General features: G+C 67.3%; 14 protein-coding genes. 7 read left to right on the top strand and 7 right to left on the bottom strand.

From position 1 onward, the window contains the following. A complete protein-coding gene (locus tag J8I35_RS28040; protein WP_050014602.1) occupies window positions 1-1299 on the top strand; it encodes a cytochrome c in 1299 nt (432 codons plus the stop codon). A 137-nt stretch (window positions 1300-1436) separates the two neighbouring features. Continuing rightward, a complete protein-coding gene (locus J8I35_RS28035) occupies window positions 1437-2882 on the top strand; it encodes a DEAD/DEAH box helicase (RefSeq protein ID WP_050014604.1) in 1446 nt (481 codons plus the stop codon). Here the strand turns inward: J8I35_RS28035 and J8I35_RS28030 are convergent. The 3 genes from J8I35_RS28030 to J8I35_RS28020 form a co-directional block, all read right to left on the bottom strand. After that, window positions 2876-3382 carry a hypothetical protein gene (locus J8I35_RS28030; RefSeq protein ID WP_209928041.1) on the bottom strand — a complete coding sequence of 169 codons (507 nt, stop codon included), beginning with the start codon at window positions 3380-3382 and terminating at the stop codon, window positions 2876-2878. The two genes, J8I35_RS28035 and J8I35_RS28030, sit on opposite strands and share 7 nt — an antisense overlap. A 70-nt stretch (window positions 3383-3452) precedes the next feature. After that, complete coding sequence (locus J8I35_RS28025) at window positions 3453-4280, bottom strand: ferritin-like domain-containing protein (RefSeq protein ID WP_011546143.1); 828 nt, start codon at window positions 4278-4280, stop codon at window positions 3453-3455. 326 nt (window positions 4281-4606) lie between these two features. After that, the gene (locus J8I35_RS28020) at window positions 4607-6247 is read right to left on the bottom strand and encodes a gamma-glutamyltransferase family protein (RefSeq protein WP_209928035.1); all 1641 of its coding nucleotides are present in this window, start codon (window positions 6245-6247) and stop codon (window positions 4607-4609) included. A 211-nt stretch (window positions 6248-6458) separates the two neighbouring features. On the opposite strand from J8I35_RS28020, the gene J8I35_RS28015 reads away from it, so the two are divergent. Together J8I35_RS28015 and J8I35_RS28010 are read left to right on the top strand one after the other, a co-directional pair. Next, the gene (locus J8I35_RS28015; protein WP_034208319.1) at window positions 6459-7238 is read left to right on the top strand and encodes a DeoR/GlpR family DNA-binding transcription regulator; all 780 of its coding nucleotides are present in this window, start codon (window positions 6459-6461) and stop codon (window positions 7236-7238) included. 300 nt (window positions 7239-7538) lie between these two features. Continuing rightward, the gene (locus J8I35_RS28010; protein WP_050014609.1) at window positions 7539-7736 is read left to right on the top strand and encodes a hypothetical protein; all 198 of its coding nucleotides are present in this window, start codon (window positions 7539-7541) and stop codon (window positions 7734-7736) included. A 91-nt stretch (window positions 7737-7827) separates the two neighbouring features. Here J8I35_RS28010 and J8I35_RS28005 read toward each other — a convergent pair whose 3' ends face one another. Then, window positions 7828-8196, bottom strand: a complete 369-nt coding sequence (locus J8I35_RS28005) for a hypothetical protein (RefSeq protein ID WP_176016132.1) — start codon at window positions 8194-8196, stop codon at window positions 7828-7830. A 162-nt stretch (window positions 8197-8358) separates the two neighbouring features. Between J8I35_RS28005 and glpD the strand changes: the two genes are divergently transcribed. The 3 genes from glpD (at window position 8359) to J8I35_RS27990 (ending at window position 12293) form a co-directional block, all read left to right on the top strand. After that, a complete protein-coding gene (gene glpD / locus J8I35_RS28000) occupies window positions 8359-9882 on the top strand; it encodes a glycerol-3-phosphate dehydrogenase (RefSeq protein ID WP_050014611.1) in 1524 nt (507 codons plus the stop codon). 111 nt (window positions 9883-9993) lie between these two features. Then, the gene (gene glpK, locus J8I35_RS27995) at window positions 9994-11496 is read left to right on the top strand and encodes a glycerol kinase GlpK (protein ID WP_209928068.1); all 1503 of its coding nucleotides are present in this window, start codon (window positions 9994-9996) and stop codon (window positions 11494-11496) included. An 80-nt stretch (window positions 11497-11576) separates the two neighbouring features. Beyond that, window positions 11577-12293, top strand: a complete 717-nt coding sequence (locus tag J8I35_RS27990; RefSeq protein WP_050014615.1) for an MIP/aquaporin family protein — start codon at window positions 11577-11579, stop codon at window positions 12291-12293. A 60-nt stretch (window positions 12294-12353) separates the two neighbouring features. Here J8I35_RS27990 and J8I35_RS27985 read toward each other — a convergent pair whose 3' ends face one another. Genes J8I35_RS27985 through J8I35_RS27975 form a run of 3 tightly spaced genes read right to left on the bottom strand, consistent with a single transcriptional unit; the run spans window position 12354 to window position 15034 of the window. Continuing rightward, a complete protein-coding gene (locus tag J8I35_RS27985; protein WP_209928030.1) occupies window positions 12354-13604 on the bottom strand; it encodes an FAD-dependent oxidoreductase in 1251 nt (416 codons plus the stop codon). A 4-nt stretch (window positions 13605-13608) separates the two neighbouring features. Beyond that, window positions 13609-13917, bottom strand: a complete 309-nt coding sequence (locus J8I35_RS27980) for a non-heme iron oxygenase ferredoxin subunit (protein ID WP_011546150.1) — start codon at window positions 13915-13917, stop codon at window positions 13609-13611. A 34-nt stretch (window positions 13918-13951) separates the two neighbouring features. Continuing rightward, window positions 13952-15034, bottom strand: a complete 1083-nt coding sequence (locus J8I35_RS27975; RefSeq protein WP_185722658.1) for a fatty acid desaturase family protein — start codon at window positions 15032-15034, stop codon at window positions 13952-13954. Window positions 15035-15166: the final 132 nt, after the last annotated feature.

The following is a 15166-nucleotide window of genomic DNA, read 5'->3' as shown; positions in this document are numbered from 1 at the left end:
ATGAAACGCAAGTCCCTGTTTGCACTCTCGGCCGTCGCAATCGTCGCGGCTGCCGCCCTCGTGCCGGTCCTGTGGCCGGGCAACGACACGCTGCACGGCGCTGCCGCCGTCGCGGCCACGCCGGCCGACCAGGCCGCGTTGATCAAGAAGGGCGAATACCTCGCGCGCGTCGGCGACTGTATCGCGTGCCACACCGTGCGCGGCGGCAAGTCCTTCGCGGGCGGCCTGCCGATGGCGACGCCGTTCGGCACGATGTACACGCCGAACATCACGCCGGACGACCAGAACGGTATCGGCAAGTGGACGTCGGACGACTTCTACCGTGCGATGCACACCGGTCGCTCGAAGGACGGCAGCCTGCTGTACCCGGGTTTCCCGTTCGCGAGCTACACGAAGGTCACGCGCGCCGATTCGGATGCGATCTACGCGTACCTGCGTTCGGTCGCGCCGGTGTCCGTGCCGAGCCGTCCGCACGAACTGAAGTTCCCGTTCAACAACCGCAACCTGCTGATCGGCTGGCGCACGCTGTTCTTCAAGGAAGGCGAATACAAGCCGGATCCGACGAAGTCGGTCGAATGGAACCGCGGCGCGTATCTCGTCGAAGGCCTCGGCCACTGCTCGATGTGCCACACGTCGATCAACATGATGGGCGGCCCGGTGAGCTCGTCGGCGTTCGCCGGCGGCCTGATCCCGCTGCAGAACTGGTATGCGCCGTCGCTGACGAACGACAAGGAGCTCGGCCTCGGCGACTGGCACGTGCAGGAGCTGTCCGACCTGCTGCAGGCCGGCGTGTCGCAGAAGGGCGCGGTGTTCGGCCCGATGGCGGACGTGGTCCACAACAGCCTGCAGTACATGACCGACGAAGATACGCGCGCGATGTCGACGTACCTGAAGTCGATCCCGCAGAAAGCTGAAGCGCCGAAGAACATGCAGTACGAGCCGTCGAAGCAGTTCGGCAACGCGCTGTTCGACCAGGGCAAGAAGATCTACGCGGACAACTGCGCGACCTGCCACGCCGAAAACGGCGCGGGCAAGCCGCCGGCCTATCCGCCGCTCGCGGGCAACCACTCGATCATGATGGAATCGGCCGTCAACCCGATCCGCATGGTGCTGAATGGCGGCTACCCGCCGAGCACGTTCAAGAATCCGCGTCCGTACGGGATGCCGCCGTTCGCGCAGTCGCTGTCGAACCAGGAAGTCGCGGCGGTCGTCACGTATATCCGGATGTCTTGGGGTAACAACGGTACGCCGATCTCGCCGCAACAGGTGAGCGACCTGCGTTCCGCGCCGCTCGACTAAGAAGCGGCTCACACAAACGGGGCGCGGCTGCGGGAAACCGCGGCCGCGCCCTTTTGCTTTTTGGCTGTTTTGCGATGCAGGTTTGCCGCGCGGGCCGCGCGATGCATCGCCGATCATAAAACTCAAGAGTGGTATCTATGTCTTTCGAATCTCTCGGCCTGGCCGAACCGCTGGTCAAGGCGGTCAACGAGCTCGGCTACACGTCGCCGACCCCGATCCAGCAGCAGGCGATCCCGGCCGTCCTCGGCGGCGGCGACCTGCTCGCCGGCGCACAAACCGGCACCGGCAAGACCGCCGGCTTCACGCTGCCGATCCTGCAACGCCTGCATACGTTCTACGCGGAGCACCGTGGCGCGAAGCGTGCGGTGCGCGCGCTGATCCTCACGCCGACGCGCGAACTCGCCGCCCAGGTCGAGGAAAGCGTGCGCGCGTACAGCAAGTACCTGAAGCTGCGCTCGACCGTGATGTTCGGCGGCGTCAGCATCAATCCGCAGATCGATGCGCTCAAGCGCGGCGTCGACATCGTCGTCGCGACGCCGGGGCGCCTGCTCGACCACATGCAGCAGAAGACCATCGACCTGTCGGATCTCGACATCCTCGTGCTCGACGAAGCCGACCGGATGCTCGACATGGGCTTCATCCACGACATCAAGCGCGTGCTCGCGAAGCTGCCGCCGCAGCGCCAGAATCTGCTGTTCTCGGCCACCTTCTCCGATGAAATCAAGGCGCTCGCCGACAGCCTGCTCGATTCGCCCGCGCTGATCGAGGTCGCCCGCCGCAACACGACCGCCGAGAGCGTCGCGCAGAAGATCCACCCGGTCGACCGCGACCGCAAGCGCGAGCTGCTCACGCACCTGATCCGCGAACACAACTGGTTCCAGGTACTCGTGTTCACGCGCACCAAGCACGGCGCCAACCGGCTCGCCGAGCAACTGACGAAGGACGGCATCAGCGCGATGGCGATCCACGGCAACAAGAGCCAGTCGGCGCGTACGCGCGCGCTGGCCGAGTTCAAGAACAGCACGCTGCAGGTGCTCGTCGCGACCGATATCGCCGCGCGCGGGATCGACATCGACCAGTTGCCGCACGTCGTCAACTTCGACCTGCCGAACGTGCCCGAAGATTACGTGCACCGGATCGGCCGCACGGGCCGCGCGGGTGCGACCGGCGAAGCCGTGTCGCTCGTGTGCGTCGACGAGAAGCAACTGCTGCGCGACATCGAGCGGCTGATCAAGCGCGAGATCCCGCAGGAAGTGATCGCGGGCTTCGAACCCGATCCGAACGCGAAGCCGGAGCCGATCCAGCAACGCCGCGGCCAGCAGCAACCGCGCGGCGGCGGCGGTGGCGGCGGCAATCGCCAGCCGCGTGCCGGCGGCTCAGGCCAGCCGGCCGCGAAACGCGACGGCAACGCGCAACCGAAGGCATCGCAGCAGAAGACCGCGAAGCCGCGCACGCAAGGCGGCGCCGCTGGCAATAGCGGCGGACGTCCGGCAGGCGGCGCCAACGGCGCCCGCCCGGCAAGCGGCAACGCCGCGCATCCGAACCGCAACCGTTCGTCGCGCAGCGGCCAGCGCGGTCACTGACGCCGCGCGGCCGCGCGCCGCAGGTGCTCGATCTGGCGTTGCCAGCGTGCGAGCACCGCGGCGCGCTCCCCTTCCAGCGTGAACGTGACGCCTGTCGCGAGACGCGCATAGCCGACCCGCTGCGCATCGCCGTGCGCGATCGTCGCAGCGAATCCGGCCAGTCCGCCGAAGTCCCCTTCGAGCGGCCTCATCTCCAGTTGCGCCTGAAAAAACGCGCCGTCCGCGACCAGCGTCAACGCGGCCGTGCGCCGTTGCGCGATCGCGCGCGCCGCCCGCGACTGCGGCCAGAGCGCGATCAGCAGCGTGCGCGCATCGTGTGCGTAGATTTCGCCGACGCCGAGCAGCGTCGTGCGCAACTGGCCGTCGTCGGTCGCGACGATCAGCGACGCGGCGACGTCGGCATGACGCTCGAGCGCGGTGCCGTCGAACAGCGACACGACGGCGGACGGCCACGCATCGAACGTCCATTGTTCGAGTGCGTGGCGATGGGTATCGGTCATGATGGCGTGGCCCGGCTGCGGATCGGATGAGGATGCGCCAGCATACGCGCGACGGGCCGCCCCGCGGCGATCAGCGCAGGAAAACGTGCCGCGTGATCTTCGTGAGCGGATAGTGGACGCCCGGCTGGATCTTCGCGGGCAGGTCGAGCGGCTTGAGCAGCATCTTCACGCACATGTCGGCCGACAGGTTGCGCCGGACCAGCGAATTGATGCGCGCGGCGCGCTCGCGGTTGTACTGGCTGTCGCCGACGCGGTCCGGATAGCGGATCGCGAACACGTGGCGCAGCGCGATCTCGGAATCCTCGTTCTTGATTTCCATCACGCGGCGCGCAAGCGCACCGAGCACCGCGAGCCGGCCGTTGCCTTCGACCTGGTTGTACTTCTTGAAGAACTTGAAGAAGTGCTTGTAGTGACGCACTTCGTCCGTGCGGATGTTGTCGGTGATTTCCTTCAGCACCGGCTCGTCCGAGCATTCGTTGATCGCGCGATAGAGCGTGGCCGTGCCCGTCTCGACGACGCAGCGCGCGACCATTTCGAGCGCGCGGGTTTTTTCGAATGCCTCGACCGAGCACGTCTTCGAATACTCTGCGAAGAAATTCGCGAAGGCCGTATCCCAGTCGAACTCGGGCCACACGTGCGCGATATACGCCTTCAGCGCGCGGCCGTGCTGCAATTCTTCGGGCTCCCATGCATTGTTGAGCCATGCGGAGACTTCCGGATCGTCATTGAAGAATTCGCTCAGATTGCTCGTATAGAGATCCGAGCCGCTTTCGATGAACGACGACGCGCACAGCAGCAGTAGCAGATCCTCGTTCGCGGCGGCACGCTGACGATCGATCCGGTTCAGGTCGATGTCCTCGATACGCCACGGCATCACATGCGTCGTTTTGGTGTCCATGGTAGTGCGCTCCCAGTCGTCGCGCGGAGGCCGGCCCATGCCTGGGGCACAGGCGCCAGCCGATCCGCAGGCGGCGTTTTACTTGCGTTTATAGTGAGTCGGTCCGGCCGAACCATCCTGGCATCTTAGCCGGACTTTGAAGTTCGTGCTCCAGAGCACTGACCATACCCGACAGGCGCAGTTCCACGGCGTCTGTTGCCGTTCGTTAGACGAGTCCTTCAAACCGCTTGCGCGCGGTCGACGAGATCCGCCGCATCAAACGAAACGGGCGGCCGCCGGGCCGCCCGTAATGCTGGACAACTGCAAAGAAAGCCGGAAGCGATCCGTCAGAAACCGGCCGCGAGCCCGTCGCGCCGGCTGTCGCTCGCGGCCACGTAGCCGCGCTCGGGATCGTCGGGATCGAGGCGCCACACGAACTGCCCCGAACCGAAATCCATGTAAGGATCGTCGATCGACTGGATCGTATGGCCGCGGGCGGCCAGCGCGTCGACCGTCGCGCGGTTCATCGTCGCCTCGACGTCGAGCGTGAAGTCGCGATTGACCTTCCAGCGCGGCGCGCAACACGCGGCCTGCGGCTGCTGGCCATAGCCGAGCATCCGCACGACGGTCTGCAGATGGCCCTGAGGCTGCATGTCGCCGCCCATCACGCCGAAGCTCATCACGGCCTCGGTGCGGCCATTGGCTTCCTCGGTAACGAACGCCGGGATGATCGTGTGGAACGGCCGCTTGCCGCCCCCGGCGACGTTCGGCGAAGCCGGGTCCATCGAGAAGCCGTGCCCGCGGTTCTGCAGCGCAATGCCGGCGCCGGGCACGACGAGCCCCGAGCCGAAGCCCATGTAGTTCGACTGGATGAAGCTCACCATCATCCCGCGCTCGTCGGCCGCCGACAGGTAGATCGTGCCGCCCGAATGCGGACGGCCGGCGGCGAAGTGCGTCGCACGCGCGCGATCGATCAGCTTCGCGCGTTCGGCGAGATACGCATCGTCGAGCATCTGTTCGGGCGTGACGTCCATCGCGCGCGGATCGGCGACGTAGCGATAGACGTCGGCGAACGCCAGCTTCATCGCCTCGATCTGCAGATGCTGCGAATCGACCGAGTCGACCGGGCACTCGGTCACGCCCGCCTGCTCGGCGATGCCGAGCGCGATCAGCGCGGCGATGCCCTGCCCGTTCGGCGGGATCTCGTGAATCGTGTGACGGCCGAAGCGCTTGCCGATCGGCTCGACCCATTCCGGCCGGTACGCGCGCAGGTCGGCTGCGGTCAGCGCGCCGCCGCCTTCGCGCGCGAACGCGGCGATACGCTCGGCGAGCGCGCCTTCGTAGAACGCCCGCGCGCCGTCCTTCGCGAGCGTGCGCAGCGTCTGCGCATGACCGGGCAGGCACACGCGTTCGCCGACGAGCGGCGCGCGGCCGCGCGGCATGAAGGTGTCCGCGAAACCGGGCAGGCCCTGCAGTTCGGGGACGGCCGCCGCCCACTTGTGCGCGACGATCGGCGGCACCGAAAAGCCGCGCTCCGCGATCTCGATCGCCGGCTCGAGCAGGTCCGCGAACGGCAGTGAACCGAACTTCGCGTGCAGCGCTTCCCAGCCCGCGATCACGCCCGGCACGGTGACGGTGTCCCAGCCGCGGGTCGGCTTGTTCGCGTTGCCGCGCGCGTCCTCGCCGTGACGCTTGCGGAAGTAGTCGACGTTCCATGCGGCCGGCGCGACGCCCGATGCGTTGAGCCCCGACAGTCGGTCGCCATCCCATACGAGCGCGAACGCATCGCCGCCGAGCCCGCACGACACGGGCTCGACGACCGTGATCGCGGCGGCCGCGGCCAGCGCCGCGTCGACCGCGTTGCCGCCCTTCCACAGCATCCGCAGCCCGGCCTGCGCGGCCAGCGGATGCGACGTCGACACGACGTTGCGCGCGAACACCGGAATACGGGTCGACGGATACGGGTTGTGCCAGTTGAAGCCACTCATCGAGACCACCTCGTCGAAAGCTGAATGAACGGGCCCGTGCGAACGGGCAATCCGCCATTGCAGCGCGATCGGCGCGATCGCACAAATTCATTTGTCACATGAATCCATGCCATTTCCGCATGAATCATGCGCGCCGATGTCCGGCAGGCCGGCCGAACGCCGTTGCCGCCCTTACAATACCCGCTCCGTCTCACGACACGACCATCGAGCCATGACCCGAGATCCCCGCCTCACCCTCAACGCGCGCCAGCAGGAATTGCTCGAATGGGTGCAGCGCGACGGCTTCGTGACCGTCGACGATCTCGCCGCGCACTTCGCGGTCACGCCGCAGACGATCCGCCGCGACGTGAACTGGCTTGCCGACCTGAACCTGCTGCGCCGCTATCACGGTGGCGCGAGCCTGCCGACCAGCTCGGAGAACGTGTCGTACACCGCGCGCCAGCGGATGTTCCACGACGAGAAGCGGCGCATCGCGGCGCTCGCGGCGTCGCACATCCCCGACCAGGCGTCGCTGTTCATCAACCTCGGCACGACGACCGAGGAAGTCGCGCGCGCGCTGAACCGCCATCACGGGCTGCACGTGATCACGAACAACCTGAACGTCGCGTCGATGATGAGCGGCTATCCCGACTGCGAGGTGCTGATCACGGGCGGCATCGTACGGCCGTGGGACAAGGGCATCGTGGGCGAACTCGCGATCGACTTCATCCGGCAGTTCAAGGTCGACTACGCGATCATCGGCACGTCGGCGATCGAGGCCGACGGCACGCTGCGCGATTTCGACACGCGCGAGGTGCGCGTCGCCGAGGCGATCATGCAGCATGCACGCACGGTGTACCTCGTCACCGATCATTCGAAGGTCGGCCGCCCGGCGCTCGTGCGCCAGGGCCATCTGAGCCAGGTGCACGCGCTCTTCACCGACAAGCCGCTGCCGCCCGACATGGCCGATACGGTGGCCGCCGCCGGCACCCAGGTGTACGTCGCGGAATGACGGTTGCGATGCTGCACCGCACCTGAAACTTCAAGTGAAATCAAGAAGTTGGCGCCGCGCACGAACCGCTTGCGGCATGCGCTTCTGTCAAACGGAAAATTAACGGGGCACGATTTGTCGTTGCGTGTGCGCTCGACTAGACTCCAGTTCCCCGGCCCGTTCGCCGATCCGCCTGTGCCAGGGCGGTGCGAACTGCAGGGCCGGCGAATACAGCTTTCCCCCCAAGCCATACCCCACGGGGTATCGCGCGTCGGCGTATGCGCCGGCCGCGCGGGCAGTCCGATTGCCATGGAGAGAACGATGCTGAGTCCGCATGAATTCGCCACGCTCTTGCTTGTGAAGGACGCGCCTGATCAGCGCGACATGGATCGGGATGAACTGGACATCCTGCTCGAACAACAGCTCGTCCGCCTGGAAGGGCTCGGCTCGGGGCGCAGATACTGCGTGACCGAGACCGGCGACGCCACGCTGCGATCCGTCAAGTACCGCTATTCGTAAGCCCCGCTGTTCCCGACCTTGACCTGATCGCGCGGCCGGCATCCGGCCGCGCGGTCGTTTCCGCCTCCCCGCCCGTTCGTCGCCGCCGGCTTCAACCGCCGCGCAGCGTCGGATCGACCGCCGCCCGCCAGCTGATGGCCTGCGCGCGCGCTCCGTTGAAATACGCGATCCAGCCCGCGCGCGCCGCCGCGTCAGGCGCCACATAGTGGGTCGAAAGTTCGTTTACGAACGCACAATAGTTCGCTTCGGTCAGCCCGCGATACCGTTTCGCGACGTACGCGTCGTACAGCGTCGAATAGACGGGCTGCGCGTCCGCGCCCCAGTCGCGCACGGCGCCGCCGCACGACGTCTGCAGGTCGACGAACGACGGCGCCCGCCAGTTGCCGGCGAGCGGCGGCGTACCCGCGCCGCACCCCGCCAGAAGGATGGCGCACACGCCGGCCCACATCCCAATACGCATGATTCACCTCGCGAAACGGTCGATTTCGCCAGTATCGTCCGGGATCGTGTCGCGCGCTACTGGCCCCGCTTTATCGAACTTTACTTTTTCGATTTCGTTCGTTAAATTTCGAATTCGAACATTTCATGTTCGCCCTATTTCAACAGACGATAAGGACAGCAGGTGACCCAACCGAATCGCTACGATCTGCTCGTCGTCGGCGGCGGCATCAACGGCGCGGGGATCGCGCGCGATGCGGCCGGCCGCGGCCTGTCGGTCATGCTCTGCGAGCAGGACGACCTCGCGTCGCATACGTCGTCGTCCAGCACGAAGCTGATTCACGGCGGCCTGCGTTACCTCGAGTACAACGAGTTCGGGCTGGTGCGCAAGGCGCTGCAGGAACGCGAAACGCTGCTGCGCGCGGCGCCGCACATCATGTGGCCGCTGCGCTTCGTAATGCCGCACATGCCGAACCTGCGCCCGGCCTGGCTGATCCGCATCGGCCTGTTCCTCTACGATCACCTCGCGAAACGCGAACTGCTGCCCGGCTCGCGCGGCATCGACATGCGCCGCCATGCGGCCGGCGCGCCGCTGATCGACTCGATCAAGCGCGGCTTCGTGTATTCCGACGGCTGGGTCGACGATGCCCGCCTCGTCGTGCTGAACGCGATGGACGCGAAGGAGCGCGGCGCCGAGATCCTCACGCGCACGAAGCTCGTGTCCGCCGAACGCCGCGGCGACGAATGGGAAGCGCGGCTCCAGCACGCCGACGGTTCGATCCGCGTCGTGCAGGCGCGCGCGATCGCGAACGCGGCCGGCCCGTGGGTCGGCGACGTGCTGCACGGCGCGCTCGGCCGCGGCGCGCATCACAGCGTGCGGCTCGTGAAGGGCAGCCACATCATCACGCGCCGCCTGTTCGATCACGATCACGCGTACATCTTCCAGAATCCGGACAAGCGGATCATCTTCGCGATTCCGTACGAGCACGACTTCACGCTGATCGGCACGACCGACGTCGAATACACGAACGATCCCGCGAAGGTCGCGATCGATCGCGACGAGACGCAATATCTGTGCGATTCGATCAACCGCTACTTCAAGCGCAAGATCTCGCCGGCCGACGTGCACTGGACCTATTCGGGCGTGCGCCCGCTGCTGGAAGACGAGAACGCGGCGAACGCGTCGGCCGTCACGCGCGACTATCGCCTCGAACTCGACGACGGCGCGGGCGCCCCGCTGCTGTCGGTGTTCGGCGGCAAGATCACGACGTTCCGCAAGCTCGCGGAAGAAGCCGGCGACATGCTGTGCCGCGCGCTCGGCCGCGACGCGAAGACCTGGACGGCCGGCGTCGCGTTGCCGGGCGGCGATATCGCCGACGCGAAGTTCGACGGGTTCGCCAGTGCGTTCGCGAAACGCCATCCGTGGCTGCCCGCCGCGCTCGCACGCCGCTATGCGCGCGCGTACGGCACGCGTGCGGAGCGCGTGGTCGACGGCGCGACCTCGCTCGCCGACCTCGGCGCCGAAATCGCACCGGGCATCCACGACGCCGAACTGCGCTATCTGCGCGACGCCGAATGGGCGACCTGCGCACAGGACGTGCTGTGGCGCCGCTCGAAGCTGGGCCTGCACGTCGCGCCCGGCACGCTGGACGCCGTGACCGCCGCGGTCGACGCGTGGTTCGCCGCCGCGCATGCGCCGCACGCCTGATTCGAATGCAAGTTGCAGTTGCCGTTGCCTGACCGACGTTGATTCACCGACGCGCCGCCCACATGCGGCGCGCATCACAACTAAGCCAATCCACGGATGGAGATGAGAGACATGCAGGACCAGTACATCCTCGCGCTTGACCAGGGCACCACGAGTTCCCGCGCGATGCTGTTCGATCGCCAGGGCAACATCGTATCGATCGCCCAGAAGGAATTCGAACAGATCTACCCGCAACCCGGCTGGGTCGAGCACGACCCGCAGGAAATCTGGTCGACGCAAGCCGGCGTCGCCGCGGAAGCCGTCACGCGCACGGGCCTGAACGGCACGTCGATCGCCGCGATCGGCATCACCAACCAGCGCGAGACGACGATCGTCTGGGATCGCGAGACGGGCCAGCCCGTCTACAACGCGATCGTCTGGCAGGATCGCCGCACGGCCGACTTCTGCGACTCGCTGAAGAAGCAAGGGCTCGAAGCGAAGGTGCGCGCGAAGACCGGCCTGCCGATCGACTCGTACTTCTCCGCGACGAAGATCCGCTGGATCCTCGACAACGTGCCGGGCGCGCGCGACAAGGCGCGCCAGGGCAAGCTCGCGTTCGGCACCGTCGACAGCTGGCTCGTGTGGAACTTCACGAAGCACGAGCTGCACGTGACCGACGTGACCAACGCGTCGCGCACGATGCTGTTCAACATCCACACGCGCGAGTGGGACAGCGAACTGCTCGAACTGCTCGACATTCCGCGCAGCATGCTGCCGGAAGTGAAGGCGTCGTCGGAGATCTACGGCCACACGAAGACCACCGTGTTCGCGTCGAAGATCCCGCTCGCGGGTATCGCCGGCGACCAGCACGCGGCGCTGTTCGGCCAGATGTGCACGACGTCGGGCATGGTGAAGAACACCTACGGCACCGGCTGCTTCCTGATGATGAACACCGGCGACAAGCCGATCGAGTCGAAGAACAACCTCGTCACGACGATCGCGTGGCAGATCGGCGACGACGTGCAGTACGCGCTCGAAGGCAGCATCTTCATCGCGGGTGCGGTCGTGCAGTGGCTGCGCGACGGCGTCGGCCTCATCAAGACGGCCGCCGAAATCGAAGCGCTCGCCGCGAGCGTGCCGCATACCGACGGCGTCTACCTCGTGCCCGCGTTCGCCGGCCTCGGCGCGCCGCACTGGAACGCGCGGGCGCGCGGCTCGGTGTTCGGCGTCACGCGCGGCACGACCGCCGCGCACCTCGCGCGCGCGGCGCTCGATGCGATCGCGTACCAGTCGCTCGACGTGCTGGCCGCGATGGAAGCCGACTCGGGCATCAGCATCGGCGAGCTGCGGGTGGACGGCGGCGCGAGCGCGAACGACCTGCTGATGCAGTTCCAGGCCGACCTGCTCGGCGTCGACGCGGTGCGCCCGCAAATCACCGAGACGACCGCGCTCGGCGCGGCCTATCTCGCGGGCCTCGCGATCGGCTACTGGACGAACCTCGATGAAGTGCGCGACCAGTGGCAGCTCGATCGCCGCTTCGCACCGTCGATGCCGAAGGAGCAGGTCGAACAGCGCATGGCCGGCTGGCAGCGCGCGGTACGCGCCGCGAAGGCATGGGCCGACGACACCCAGTAATCCGAACGACTTCAAACGACATACAACAACACCGGCGGACCGCGCAGCGCGCGAGTCCGCCGTGACTTCGAGAGACAATCATGTCACCTTATATTGCAGAATTCATCGGCACCGCGATCCTCGTGCTGCTCGGCAACGGCGCGGTCGCAAACGTGCTGCTGGCAAAGACCAAGGGCAAAGGCGCGGACCTGATCGTGATCGTGATGGGCTGGGCGATGGCGGTATTCGTCGCGGTCTACGTGACCGCGTCGTTCAGCGGCGCGCACCTGAATCCGATCGTCACGATCAGCCTCGCGCTCGCGGGCAAGTTCGCATGGTCGAAAGTCGGCGGCTACGTGCTCGCGCAGATGCTCGGCGGGATGGCGGGCGCGCTGCTCGTGTGGCTCGCGTATCGCCAGCACTTCGCGAAGGAAGCCGATGCGGACCTGAAGCTCGCGGTGTTCTGCACGGCGCCGGCGATCCGCAGCACCACACACAACGTGCTGACCGAAGCGATCTGCACGTTCGTGCTGATTCTCGGCGTGCTGTATCTCGCGTCGCCGCAAGTCGGCCTCGGCGCACTCGACGCGCTGCCCGTCGGCCTGCTGGTGCTCGGCATCGGCATCTCGCTCGGCGGCCCGACCGGCTATGCGATGAGCCCCGCGCGCGACCTGTCGCCGCGCATCATGCATGCGCTGCTGCCGATCCCGGGCAAGCGCGACAGCGACTGGCGCTATGCGTGGGTGCCGGTAATCGGCCCGCTGCTCGGCGGCGCCGCGGCGGCCGGCCTGTATCTGCGCCTGCACGCGATGGCCTGATCGCGGTGTGGACGAAGCGCGCGGCGTGCGCTGCCGCGCGCTTCACTCCCTTCTTTTCGTCTACCGGTCATTCACGGCCGCCATCAGCGATTTCAGCTTCACCGCGACGTCCGCGACCGCGGCCGGCGTCACGTCGATCCCGCGTTCGACCAGCATCCTCGCGACGCGCATTTCCTTCACGAATCCCGCTGCACGGCCGAAACCGCTCGCCGCGACGAGCCGTGCGCCCGCATCGAAATGGAAATGAATTTCCGCGTCGTCGCCGAGCACGCGCGCGACCGACTGCGTGCCGAGCGCCGGCTCCCCGGCCACCTGCAACTGCGCATCGTATTGATCGGACCAGAACCACGGTATGTCGCGATACGGTTCGTTCGCGCCGAGCATGTTGCGGGCGGCGACGTGCGCCTGCGTATCGGCGCCGTGCCACGTCTCCTGTCGAATCGGCAATCCCGATAACGCGCTCGGAAACACCGCGACGTCGCCGGCCGCGTAGATGCCGGGCCCCGACGTCTCGAGCCGCGCGTTCACGACGATTCCGCGCTCGACCGCGAGGCCCGCGTCGCGCGCCAGTTCGTCGGCCGGTTCGATGCCGATGCCGGCCACGACCGTGTCGGCGAGCAGCGTGTCGCCGTCGTCGAGCACGACGGCCAGCGCCCCGCCCGCGGTTCGCTCGATCGCAATCGGCGTCCGGTTCAGACGAATCGCCACGCCCTGCTCGTCGTGCAGCGCATGCACGCGCGTCGCAATGGCTTCCGGCACCGCGCGACCGAGCAGCCGCGGCGCCGCATCGAGCACGGTCACGCGGCAGCCGCGCCGTCGCGCCGACGCCGCGACTTCGAGACCGATGAAGCCGCCGCCGATCAACACGATCCGCGCGTCGGGCACGAGCCGCGCGCCGAGCGCGGCCGCATCGTCGAGCGTGCGCAACGCGACTACGCCGTCGAGCGCCGCGCCGCGGATGGCCAGGCGGCGCGCACGGCCGCCGGTGGCCAGCAGCAGCGCGTCGTAGCCGAACACGTGCCCGCCGGACACGCGCACTTCGCGTGCATCCGGATCGATGCGCTCGACGGTCGCGACGACCCGCTCGATGCGATCGGCCGCCCAGGCTTGCGCCTCGCGCAACCGGCATTGCGCCGCGCTGCGCTCGCCCGTCAGCACGCCCTTCGACAACGGCGGCCGCTCGTACGGCGGATGCGGCTCCGCGCCGATCAGCACGATGCGCCCGCGCCAGCCGCACGCGCGCAACACCTGCGCCGCGCGGCCGCCCGCATGGCCCGCGCCGACGATCGCCATCACCCGGTCGCTCATCATCGCGTCATACCTCGATCAGGATGCGGCCGTCTTCGATCTTCGCGCGGTACGTGCGCAGCTTCTCGCACGCGGGCGCCGACAGCGGCCGGCCGTCGCGCACGTCGAAGCGGCCGTTGTGCTTCGGGCATTCGATCACGTGATCCATCACGAGCCCGTCCGCGAGATGCACCTGCTCGTGCGTGCACAGGCCGTCGCTCGCATACACCTCGCCGTCGATCCGGTAGATCGCGTACGTGCGGCCAGCATGATCGAAGCGCGCGACATCTTCGTCGTCGATGTCGTCGAGCGCGCCGGTGTCGATCCATTGCGTCATGGTGTGTCTCCTTCGTTGGCAGGTTCGATAACGGTCATGCACGCGTGGCATCCGGCACCGGCCGCACGACGTAATCGGACGGATCGCGCGTCTGCCGGATCAGCGCCGGCACGATCTCCGCATATGCGGCCAGCGTGCTGCGGTACGGCGGCGGCATGTCGGCCTTCACGGCGTCGTGCAGCTTCGGCAGCGCATGGAACGGTACCATCGGGAACATGTGGTGCTCGACGTGATAGTTCATGTTCCAGTACAGGAAGCGAAACACCGGATTCATCATCACGGTCCGGCAGTTGCGCCGGTGATCGAGCACGTTCTCGGGCATGCCGGCGTGCTGCGTGAGGCCGAAGTACAGGTACAGCCACGCGCCGTAGAGGCTCGGCAGCCCGATGTAGAGCAGCGGCAGGATCGTGCGCCAGTAGACCGCGGCGCCCGTCACGAGCGCGTAGATCGCGAGATGGATGCGCGACTCGCGCACGACCTTCGGCCATTCCGATTCGGGCACGTAGGTGCGCTCCTCGTCGTCGAGCCGGCCCGTGAACGACACCGCGATCATCTTGCGCAGCTCGCCGGCCACGTGCTTCAGCGCGACGACGTTCAGCGCGAGCGCGAGCCAGTCGGTCGGCTTCGGCGCGGCGATTTCCGGGTCGCGCCCGACGACCAGCGTATCGGTGTGATGGCGCGCATGGCTCCAGCGCCAGGCAGTCGCGCGGCGGAACACCTGGAACGACGCGACCTGGTACAGCGCGTCGTTCATCCAGCGCGTGCGGAACGCGGTGCCGTGCCCGCATTCGTGCCAGCGCGAATCGGCCGGGCTGCAGTACAGCGTGCCGTACACGAAGAACGCCGGGATCGCCCATGCCGAATGCGCACGCCACGCCAGCCACGCGAGCGCGCCGCTGAGCGCAATCGCCGCGTACCAGATCAGCGTGTCGCGAATCGCACGCGCATCGCCGCGCTGCATCAGTTGCTTCATCAGCGGTCGCGGCACCGCGCATCGGTACCACGCGGCGTTGACGAGCCCGGCGGCCGCCGCGCGATCGCCGGCGCCGCCAATCATTCGGTATGCCTGACGGCGCGCCGCCGTGCGTTCGCGTGCCGGGTCGTCGGTATGGGCCACGTCTGTCTCCTGGGGGTCTTGTGCGCGGGAAGCGCGGCAAACGCTTCGCATAAGACCGAAATTAGGCGACCGGTCGCCCCGCCTCAATCGAAACGTTGACGAAATTTCGCCATCGCTTTAGCGTTCCCGACA

This window comes from Burkholderia sp. CpTa8-5, from assembly GCF_017815045.1.
Lineage (GTDB): Bacteria > Pseudomonadota > Gammaproteobacteria > Burkholderiales > Burkholderiaceae > Burkholderia > Burkholderia sola.
The sequence above is the reverse complement of the archived record's forward strand: the minus strand, read 5'-3'. Positions and strand labels throughout refer to the sequence as shown.

Bases quoted from the DNA above. Each gene is read 5' to 3' on its own strand.
- J8I35_RS28040 (WP_050014602.1), top strand. From the start codon at position 1: ATGAAACGCAAGTCCCTGTTTGCACTCTCGGCCGTCGCAATCGTCGCG.
- J8I35_RS28025 (WP_011546143.1), bottom strand. From the start codon at position 4,280: ATGGACACCAAAACGACGCATGTGATGCCGTGGCGTATCGAGGACATC.
- J8I35_RS27985 (WP_209928030.1), bottom strand. From the start codon at position 13,604: ATGATGAGCGACCGGGTGATGGCGATCGTCGGCGCGGGCCATGCGGGC.
- J8I35_RS27990 (WP_050014615.1), top strand. From the start codon at position 11,577: ATGTCACCTTATATTGCAGAATTCATCGGCACCGCGATCCTCGTGCTG.
- J8I35_RS28020 (WP_209928035.1), bottom strand. From the start codon at position 6,247: ATGAGTGGCTTCAACTGGCACAACCCGTATCCGTCGACCCGTATTCCG.
- glpK (WP_209928068.1), top strand. From the start codon at position 9,994: ATGCAGGACCAGTACATCCTCGCGCTTGACCAGGGCACCACGAGTTCC.
- J8I35_RS28010 (WP_050014609.1), top strand. From the start codon at position 7,539: ATGCTGAGTCCGCATGAATTCGCCACGCTCTTGCTTGTGAAGGACGCG.
- J8I35_RS27980 (WP_011546150.1), bottom strand. From the start codon at position 13,917: ATGACGCAATGGATCGACACCGGCGCGCTCGACGACATCGACGACGAA.
- J8I35_RS28035 (WP_050014604.1), top strand. From the start codon at position 1,437: ATGTCTTTCGAATCTCTCGGCCTGGCCGAACCGCTGGTCAAGGCGGTC.
- J8I35_RS28030 (WP_209928041.1), bottom strand. From the start codon at position 3,382: ATGACCGATACCCATCGCCACGCACTCGAACAATGGACGTTCGATGCG.
- J8I35_RS28015 (WP_034208319.1), top strand. From the start codon at position 6,459: ATGACCCGAGATCCCCGCCTCACCCTCAACGCGCGCCAGCAGGAATTG.
- J8I35_RS28005 (WP_176016132.1), bottom strand. From the start codon at position 8,196: ATGCGTATTGGGATGTGGGCCGGCGTGTGCGCCATCCTTCTGGCGGGG.